Origin of the sequence: uncultured Rikenella sp., from assembly GCF_910577125.1 — a bacterium.
In the GTDB taxonomy this organism is placed as follows: domain Bacteria; phylum Bacteroidota; class Bacteroidia; order Bacteroidales; family Rikenellaceae; genus Rikenella.
In genome coordinates this window covers 1-9,302 of the sequence record NZ_CAJTMN010000077.1, presented here as the reverse complement: position 1 = coordinate 9,302, position 9,302 = coordinate 1, and the positions used below count along the sequence as shown (strand labels likewise).

Here is a 9,302-nt window from a genome sequence, read left to right as displayed (position 1 = left end):
GCCGAATAACGTTAGCGGGCTTTCTTAAGGTAAATTAATCGGGCATTGTCCGCGCACCTTGGAAAATCTTATTCAAAAGCGAGCCGCGCTTTTGAATGATTTCCCTTTTAAGGCGTCGGCGCGCGTTAGGCTATAACAGGAGTAGTAACGGCCGGCCGCCATGGCGCGAATGCGTCGGCCGGGCGGGCCCCGCGTGCCCGCGGTGGGCGAATGGCTGTGTCGGCCCAACTCTTTGTTCTGTTCTCTGTCCGCGCGCCTGGGGAAATCTTGTCAAAACGTGCCGGCACATTTTGAGGATTTTCCTGTTAAGGTGTGGCGCGCGGGCGAGCTTTGAACCGGATGGAACTGCCCTGCGCGGGCGAGCTGGGGGTGGAGGGGAAACCGAAAGAAAAAGCTGAGCGGAGAGGTCCGGTGTGGAGAAATAAAATAGAAAAACTCTTGAATAGATATAAAGTATTTGAAAATGCAACAATAGAGGAGTGAAAACAGAAGCAAAGGCGAAAAGGTGGAGAATGAGGTCTAATCAAAGTGGGGGGTCGGTTTTGAAAGAAAAGATTGGTATTCGGAAAAAGAAAAAAGAGGGGCGGAGGGAACGGAAACAGAGGATGCTGGTGGTCGGAGCGGATGAACCGAGGTATGAACGGGCGAGGAGGTCGTTCCGGGAGTTTGTGAAGATCGTCGCGCCGGAAATGGAGTGGACGCCGTTTCATGAGGCGTATTACAGACTCCTGGAGGCGTTTGCGGAGGGGAGGATCAGGAGGATGATGGTCTGTGTCCCGCCGCAGCACGGAAAAAGCAGGGGGGCGTCGGTCTTGCTGCCGGCGTTTCTGCTCGGCAGGGAGCCGGATCGACGGGTCGCGGTCGCCTCGTACTCGCTGGCGCTGGCCGGAAGGTTCGGAAGGGAGGTGCAGCGGGTGATGGAGGGGGAGGAGTATGCGAGGATATTCCCGCGGACGAGAATCAAAGGGGGAAGCGGGAAAAAAAGTCGGATGGAGCGGACGGCCAGGAGAACGGTGCAGGAGGTGGATTGTGTGGGAAGGGAGGGGGGATTGAGGCTGGTCGGAAGGATGGGGTCGCTCACGGGAAACAGGGTCGATGTGATGGTGACGGACGATTTGTACAAAAATATGCTGGAGGCGAACTCGCCGCTGGTGAGGGAAAGGGTCTGGGAGTGGTATCAGGCGGTGGTCAGAACGAGGCTCCACGGGCAGGCGCAGGAGCTGGTGGTGTCGACGAGGTGGCACGAGGAGGATCTGATCGGAGGCCTGATGCGGGCGGAACGGGTGGTCGTGCCGACGAAGTGGGGGTGGCTGGAGGGGGAAGGGGTCGAACCGGAAGTGTGGGTGGCGGTGCGGTTCGAGGCGATCAAGGTCTCGCCGCCGACGGAGATCGACCCGCGAAGGGAGGGAGAGGCGCTGTGGCCGCAGAGGCATTCGGTGGAATGGCTGAGGATGCGCAGGGGAACGGATCCGGCGCTCTTCGAGGCGCTCTTCCAAAATAATCCGGTGGCCAGGGAGGGGCTGCTCTATGGGGAGTTCGGAACCTATCAGAGGCTGCCGGCGCAGATCGTGCGGAGGGCGAACTATACGGATACGGCGGATACGGGTGGCGATCGGCTCTGCTCGATCTGCTATGTGGTGGGGGAGGACGGGTTGTGCTATGTCACGGAGGCGGTCTATTCGGCGGAACCGATGGAGAGAACGGAGGAGGTGGTGGCGCAGATGCTGGCGAGGGAGGGAACGACGGTGGCGTATATCGAGAGCAACAACGGGGGAAGGGGGTTTGGAAGGGCGGTGGAGCGGAGACTCAGGGAGCTGGGGGAGCGCGGGTGTGCGTTCCGGCTGTTCCACCAAGCGGGGAACAAGGAGTCGAGAATCTTGACGTATGCGCCGACGGTGGAGCGGATGATCCGTTTCCCGGCGGACTGGAGGAGACGGTGGCCGGAGCTGGCGGCGGAGGTCGAGGGGTTTCGGAGGACTTTCCGCGCGAATGCGCATGACGATGGGCCGGATGCGCTTACGGGGGTGGTCGAAATGGAGCTGGAGCCGAGGCGGGGACGGCTCCGGATCGGAGGGTTCGCCAAGGGGTGAGGCGGACGGTCAAAGAGTGGGGCAGAGGCTGCCTTAGCGAAACGCAGTTTCGCCCGTCCACGGGACGTGGGGCCTGCGCGGCCCGAGCGCAGTTCTATCCTGTTAGGGTAGAGGCTGCCCATTGGGAGTGCGGCACGCACCGCCCGCCCGGCGTAAGGGCAGTACCCTCAAACCAACCGTGCGCCTCTTAAGGCGCTCGAAGCGCGGCGGAGCGACAGCGGAGCCGCAGTGAGGTGGACACGGGGCGGTGCTTTGGGCTGCGACTGTTCTTCGGGCGCGAAAACCGGTTGCGGTTTTCGCGCCGCGCTGGGCCGAGCCGGGGGCGGAGAAGCGGGCCGAACTGTTGCCGTGCTTTGTTCTTAGCTTTTGCGATTCGTAGAATCGCCGGCCTTGTCGCCCAGGCGCGAAGCGCCTCGGGGGAGTGGGCGACAGGCCGAACGGGGCGGAGGAGTGGGCTGAGAATTGGTCTGTGTCTATGCGGGTCGGAGCCAGCGAGGCCGGAAACGAGCACCGCCGAGTTGCAGGCCTACGCCTGGGGTGGCTCCGGCCCGCGCGACCCTGCGGGTCGCAGGGTTTCAGTCTTGTTCTTATCTCGCGCCTTGGAAAATCATATTCAAAAGCGGGTTACGCTTTTGAATGATTTTCCCTTTAAGGCGTGGCGCGCGGTCGAGCATCGACTGCCCTCGGGCCGGGCAGGCCCCACGTCCCGTGGACGGGCAAAACTTCGTTTTGCTGCGGCTGGGTCGGCCCAATCATTCGTTAATTGGGTAGAGGCTGCCTTGGGGTAAACCCGACTATTTCGGCGTGTCCGCCGGTACCGTTTATTCCGAGAGGCAACGCAACTGAAGACCGTAGCCGCGATTGTGCGAGTCACTGGGATTGAGGTAACGTGCGTAAAAGTTCAAAAATATACTGTAAGTCTCATGCGTAGCGGACGACCAGCAGAATCCGAGGTGACCGGCAAATTCCAGTATGCCTGCGCTGTAACCGCGGTTGCCCGGGGCGGGTGGAGGTGCGTTTATTGGCCCGATTGAAATGCTGAAAATAAATTTATCAAATCACGTCATATTATGCAAAAACCTGGGGAGATCCGCGTGAGTGGCGGACGAAAATTGAAAATCGAAATCGATGGACTGATCGGATTGCCGGAGTGGTGGGGAGTCGGGGAGGAGGGAGAGAGGGAGGCGACTTATGAGCGGTTCAGACAGCAGGTCGAACGGATCGGACGGTCGGGGGCGCGAAAAATCGAGGTAAAAATCCGATCGATCGGAGGAAATGTGCAGGATGCGTTGCTTATCTATGATACGCTCTGCGGGTTGGCGGAGCAGGGGGCGGAGATTACGACGATCTGTTGTGGATACACGGCGTCGGCGGCGACGATTGTGGCGCAGGCGGCTACTCGCGGACGAAGATATGTGGCTTCGACGGCGCTCTATCTGATTCATAATGCGACGACTACGCTCGACGGGAATGCGATCGATGCGGAGCGGACGGCTCGGATGCTGGACAGGACGGATGAGCGGATTGCGCAGATTTATGCCTGTCGGGCGGGGCGGCCGGTGGAGGAGTTCCGGGAACGGATGGCGCGTGCGGGAGGGCGTGGCGAGTGGCTTTCGCCTGAAGAGGCGGTCGAGGCGGGGCTGGCTGACCGGATCGGAGGGGCGACGGCATGGGCGGAGTTGCGGGGTGTGGCGGAGGAGCGGATCCGGAATTGGTTTTTTCCGAATAAAAACGTTGAAAATGCAGAAAATACAACGATAAATAAATCTTTCGAGATTGCTCCGGAGGTCGGTACTGCTGAGCAGGAAGAGGTGGTGCTGCCGGTGGAGGGGGAGACTTTGCGGAGCCGGATCGGATGTTCCGAAACGCTGCCGGTGGATGATCCGTCGGTCGTGGTGGCGGGGCTGATGGAGGAGGATTTTACGGAATTTTCGCGCAACGGACGGGCGTATCAGCAGGATGCTTCGCGGTTACGAACAGGATTTTAACAAATTATTAACAATGTGGTGCGGCTGGCGTGGCGGAGGGGGGGGCGGGCCGAAGCCTGCGGGTGCAAGCAATGCAGTTGCGGGCCTCCCGCTGGGGGAGGCGATCGGCTCGCGCGGCTCTTCGGGCCGCAGAATTTTGTTCTTCTGTTTATTCCGAGAGGCAACGCAACTGAAAACCGTAGGAACGGTATGCGATGTCGTCGGGATTGAGTATTGTCATGTAGAAGACCAGGCACATGCTATGGGTATTGCTGATCGCAGAGGCCCAACTGTATCCGGTATGGCCTGCGCAGCTCAGGGTGCCCTCGCCGTAGCTGCGGTAGCCCGGGGCGGGGCTTGTCGGGCCGGAGCCAGCGAGGCCGGAAACAAGCACCGCGCAGTTGCAGGCCTACGCCGGGGGTGGCTCCGGCCCGCGCGGCTCGAAGAGCCGCATGGTTTTAGCTTTGTTATTGATCGCGCGCCTTGGAAAATCTTATTCAAAAGCGTGGAACGCTTTTGAATGATTTTCCTCTTAAGACGTGGCGCGCGGTCGAGCTCCGAACCGGATAGAACTGCCCTTCGCGGGCGGCGTCCGGGGGACCCCGGCAGGACAGAGCGATACTACGTATCGCTAAGACAGCCTCCGCACCGTTTATTCCGAGAGGCAACGCAACTGAAAACTGTGGTCGCGAGCATGTGCGTTGATGGGATTGACTATCTGTGCGGTGCTATACAAATATATACTGTAGACATCGCTGATCGAAGAAGACCAGCTTGCAACGTGGCTGCCGACAAGGCTCAATATGCCGAATAACCCGTTGTTTCCCGCATCGCGGAAGCCCGGGGCGGAGAGGGTCGTTATGAACAAAGTTATTAACAAATAAATAGGAAAGGAGGTGGAGGGATGGTAAAATAATCTGTTGGCGGGGCGAATGATCGTCCGACCGATTTCTCAGGTTTATTATTAACCGAAGTGTTCACAAATCATTAACAATCAATTCAATTAAAAAAATGGGTAAAATTATCGAAAATCCGAAAAATTATACCGGAAACGAACTCGAAACGGTCTTCTTCAGACCGCTCGTCAGCGGGCCGGATGCCTTGGAGCTCGGAATACGGGTCATGTACAACATGCCGGTGCCGACGACGCTCAACTTCTGGAAACGGGGAACGGATCTCCTGCAACGTTATGCGGCGGGCTGGAAGGGTAGCGAGGCGGCGGATAAATACCAGAAGGTGATTCAGTTGTACAAGGTGAAGGCCGAAATGGGCTATGCGGCGGAGGACTATTTCGCGATGGTCTACGAACGGATCGTCGGACGGCCGGAGGTCAATCTGGGAGACTTGTCGGGAACGGAGCTCGAAGAGGCCGAAACCACGCTCTTCCGCGAGGCGATCGCCGAAGCGATCCGGGCGACGATGTGGGTCGGAGATACGGAGCGGGCCAGCGGATTCAATACGTTCGACGGTTTCCTCAAACGGCTGGTGGCCGACACGGGTACGGGAGAGGAGGATGTGAAGCGGGTCGCGATGCTGCCGATGGGGACGGCCGGGAATGCCGAAAAACTCTTCCGGGCGATCTATGCGGCGGCGCCGGCTCAGCTCCGGGCGATGAAGGCGGACGGAAGGCTGGTGCTGCTGGTGACGCGCGATGTGGCGGAAAACTATGAGGAAAGCCTGCTCAGCGGCTCGCTGGACAGTGTCCGGGCGGCGCGGATCAATGGCATCGACCGGTTGTCGTTCCGGGGGATTCCGGTGGTCGACATTCAGGCGGAGGGCTATCTCGAAACGGTGGGAGATTTGCCGGCGTCGTGGGCGATCCTCACGGACAGCCGGAACCTGGCGGTGGCGGTCAATACGGCGGACTTCCCGGGGTCGGAGGTCTCGATGTGGTACAATCCGGATCAGATGGAGAACCGACAGCGGGCGACGTTCATGGCGGGGTGCGATTACCTGCTGCCGGAGCTGATCGTGACGGCTTACTCGGAGATCTGACGGGGCCGGGGCGGGAGCGGCGTTGAATAGCGGCGGCTCTATCGGGGGCGTGGCGGATGAGGCTTCGAATCGCGGTGGTTCTGTCGGAGGTTAGGGCTGGGGGCGAATACGTAGGGTAGAGGCTGCTATTTCGGATGCCCGAAGCCACCGGCGGAGCGCGTCAGCGCGGAGCCGCAGGGGCTGACACGGTTCTTCGGGCGCGAAAACCTCAAGCGGTTTTCGCGCTGCGCCGGGCCGAGCAGGGGGCGAAACGAAGATTTGGGCGACACAGCCATTCGCCCACCGCGGGCACGCGGGGCCTGCCCGGCCCGAGGGCAGTTGAGGCTCGACGCGCGCCGCTGCCAAAAGAGGCGATTCAACAGTTTCGGTGTGAACCGAAACAGAATGAATCGCCCAAGGCGCGCGAGAAAAATATGAACAAAGTTTGTCCCGCGCGCGATTGCTGGAGTAGGAAATCATTCAAAAGCGTTGTTCGCTTTTGAATAAGATTTTCCAAGGCGCGCGGTTGTAGCGGAGCCGCAGTGAGGTGGACACGGGGCAATTTTTGGGGCGGAGAGCGAGTAGCGCGATTCCTTATGGAATCGCCGGGCTTGCGCGCTGGGCCTTCGGCCCATCCCCGGAGCGCGCAGCCCGAAACGGCAAAGGATTGAGCAGAGCTTTTGCGGTTCGCAGAACCGCCGGCCTTGGGCGCAGCGAACGCCACAGGCGGGCGCCGGGGGGGCGCGCCCGAGGACGAACGGGCGGAGAATTGGGCTGAGTGCTGTGCGACCCTTCGGGTCGCGCAGTTCGGCGCCAGCGGAGGGTGCAACGAGCTCCGTCGAGTTGCAGCCCGCCGCCGGGGGTGGCGACGGACTGCGGTGGATTTTCGGCCTGCGCGGCTCGCCTCCGTTTCTTCCGAGAGGCAACGCAACTGAAAACCGTGGGCGCGGTTGTCCGAGTTACTGGTGCTGAGGCCCTGCGAACCGAAATTCAAGTCCAGGCCGCTGATGCCGCTCATGGCGGAAGACCAGATGAACCCGAAGTTGCTGATGCCGTTCAGCGCGCCCGTGTAGTAGCGGCGGTAGCCCGGGGCGGGGTGTTGGTTTCTTCCGTTTATTCCGAGAGGCAACGCAACTGAAATCCGTAAGCCCGATTGCGTGCAGTGTGGGGATTGATCCAGGTTACGCTGAAACCGGAACATTGACCGTTGGGCTCGCTGACGGTGGATGACCAACTGTAACCGTCGCTGCCGATATTGGCTGTCCCGCCCGAGTGATAGGTGCGGTAGCCCGGGGCGGGGTTTGTCGGGGCGCAGAGGTTTGGTGACTATCGAGCTTTGTCCCGCATGGAACCGTACCTTTTCTGAAGAACCGAGCGGCGTTACGCGAGCAGAGACCGCTTGCGGGCTATGCCGAGTTAGCGCGAGGAAGCCTTCGGGCAAAAGGTACTCAAAAGACTTTTGGATAGCTACGCTTCAGGCTCCGCACGCTTGAATCCTTTTTTGTGCACTTTGGGGAATCCTGCTCAAAGTACGAAGGTGCTTTGAACAGGATTTCTCTCCCTTCGGGGGGGCGGAAGGGAAAATCTTATCGTAATGAAAAATATGCAAACTATCGGAAAATCAAAAAACAGAATCTTTGTCGTCGGACAGGCCGAGCCGCCGGGGGTGAGGCCGGTGGCGGAGGCGGCGCGAAAGGAGGTGTGGAGATGGGGTGGGGATAATCGCCTGCCGGAGGCGCTGGCGGCTCTCTCGAGGAGCTCGACCGTCCACCGAAGGATTATCAATGACAAGGCGGACTACATCAGCGGAAGCGGTCTGACGGTCGACGGAGGGGCCCCCAGAACGGCAGAACTGGTGGCCGAGGCGAACGGACAGGGACAGTCGCTGCGGAATGTGATCCAGAGGCTGGCGCTCGACCGGTGTCTGCTGGGGAACGCCTTTCTGGAGGTGGTCACCGATCCGCAGCGGAGCTTTCTCTCGCTGTACCACCTGGATGCGACGCGGTGCCGGCTCTCGCGCGACGACCGGCACGTCGTCATCCACCACGACTGGAGGCAGTATCGGCCTGCGGAGGCGGTGATGCTGCCGCTCTTTCCGCTTTTCGAACCGCGGCCGGACGGGACGCTTCGGGCGGTGATCCATTATAAGGACTACGAACCGATGTTCGAACACTACGGTGTCCCGAAATACATCGCGGGGATGGGAGCTTCGGCGATCGTATGGAAAACGGACCGGTGGAATATCTCGCGGCTGGACAATGCTTTCCAGCCCTCGGGGGTGATGGTGTTGGACGGGGACACGGATTCGGAACAGGAGGCGGCCGAAATCGCCCGGCTGGCCGAAGAACGCTTTGCCGGAAAACCGGGGCAGGTGATGTTTCTGGTCAAAAACGGAATCGACAGCGACACGACGCGTTTCGTGCCGATCGAAACGGCGAGCGACGGGGACTGGAAATCGCTTCACGATCAGGCGCTTTCGGATATCATCGTGGCGCATTCGTGGTTCCGGACGCTCAGCGGGATGGAGTATGCGACGGGGTTTTCGGCCGACCGGGTGCGGCACGAGTACAACATCGCGCTCAACACGCTGATCCGGGTCGAACAGCAGGAGATCATCGAACCCATCCGGAGGGTCTGTGCGGAGGTCTTCCGCGAGGAGGTGAGGTCGCTGACGTTCGTCAACCGGCCGCCGTTCGAGATGAAGCCGGCCTACATGCGGGTCTGGGAGGCGCGCAAGGCGGACGGATTCGACTACGATCCGGATGACCCGGCTCAGCAGCAGTTCCTCGCTCAGCTGTAGGCGCGCGGACAGGGAGTGGGTCGAAGATTTGGGCCGACCCAGCCAATTGCCCACCGCGGGCGCGCGGACGAAGAACGGGGCGAAGATTTGGGCCGACACAGCCCATTGGGAGTGCGGCACGCACCGCCCGCCCGGCGTAAGGGCAGTTCCAGCTGGCGCAAAGCTCTCCCATCGCCCGCCCGCGTAAAGAGGGATTTCACTCGTTTTGCGGCGAGCAAAATCGAGATGAAATCCCAGCGGGCGACGGCTGAATCGTTCCCGGCGCGCCGCCGCCTGAAGAAGCGATTCAATCATTTCGGCGGTGAGCCGAAATAGAATGAATCGCGTAAGGCGCGCGAATCGCGGCGGAGCGATAGCGGAGCCGCAGTGAGGCGGACACGGGGCGGAGCATTGGGGTGTGGATTGGGCTGAGCTCTTGCGACCCGCAGGGTCGCGCAGTCCGACGCCCCGGCAGGCGGAGGACTGCAACTC

Annotated in this window: 6 protein-coding genes; 5 read left to right on the top strand and 1 reads right to left on the bottom strand. The window is 60.6% G+C overall.

The genetic code is table 11. The features are described from left to right. Positions 1-542: 542 nt before the first annotated feature. Together terL and QZ292_RS07975 are read left to right on the top strand one after the other, a co-directional pair. The gene (gene terL / locus QZ292_RS07980) at positions 543-2,090 is read left to right on the top strand and encodes a phage terminase large subunit (RefSeq protein WP_294600344.1); all 1,548 of its coding nucleotides are present in this window, start codon (positions 543-545) and stop codon (positions 2,088-2,090) included. Positions 2,091-3,160: 1,070 nt separating this feature from the next. Next, positions 3,161-4,078: a Clp protease ClpP gene (locus QZ292_RS07975; RefSeq protein ID WP_294600341.1), complete on the top strand. Its 918-nt coding sequence runs from the start codon at positions 3,161-3,163 to the stop codon at positions 4,076-4,078. A gap of 631 nt (positions 4,079-4,709) precedes the next feature. Here QZ292_RS07975 and QZ292_RS07970 read toward each other — a convergent pair. Continuing rightward, a complete protein-coding gene (locus tag QZ292_RS07970) occupies positions 4,710-4,925 on the bottom strand; it encodes a hypothetical protein (protein ID WP_294600337.1) in 216 nt (71 codons plus the stop codon). Between the two features lie 143 nt (positions 4,926-5,068). On the opposite strand from QZ292_RS07970, the gene QZ292_RS07965 reads away from it, so the two are divergent. From QZ292_RS07965 to QZ292_RS07955, 3 genes are all read left to right on the top strand, one after another. Continuing rightward, positions 5,069-6,052, top strand: coding sequence for a hypothetical protein (locus QZ292_RS07965; RefSeq protein WP_294600334.1), 984 nt, complete (start codon positions 5,069-5,071; stop codon positions 6,050-6,052). A 929-nt stretch (positions 6,053-6,981) separates the two neighbouring features. Then, positions 6,982-7,104, top strand: a complete 123-nt coding sequence (locus tag QZ292_RS07960; RefSeq protein ID WP_294600331.1) for a hypothetical protein — start codon at positions 6,982-6,984, stop codon at positions 7,102-7,104. Between the two features lie 530 nt (positions 7,105-7,634). Continuing rightward, positions 7,635-8,831 (top strand): phage portal protein, encoded by a 1,197-nt coding sequence (locus QZ292_RS07955; RefSeq protein WP_294600328.1) that lies wholly within the window; start codon positions 7,635-7,637, stop codon positions 8,829-8,831. Positions 8,832-9,302: the final 471 nt, after the last annotated feature.

Excerpts from the sequence above, each read along its gene's own strand:
- QZ292_RS07975 (WP_294600341.1), top strand. The coding sequence starts at position 3,161 with ATGCAAAAACCTGGGGAGATCCGCGTGAGTGGCGGACGAAAATTGAAA.
- QZ292_RS07965 (WP_294600334.1), top strand. The coding sequence starts at position 5,069 with ATGGGTAAAATTATCGAAAATCCGAAAAATTATACCGGAAACGAACTC.
- QZ292_RS07955 (WP_294600328.1), top strand. The coding sequence starts at position 7,635 with ATGCAAACTATCGGAAAATCAAAAAACAGAATCTTTGTCGTCGGACAG.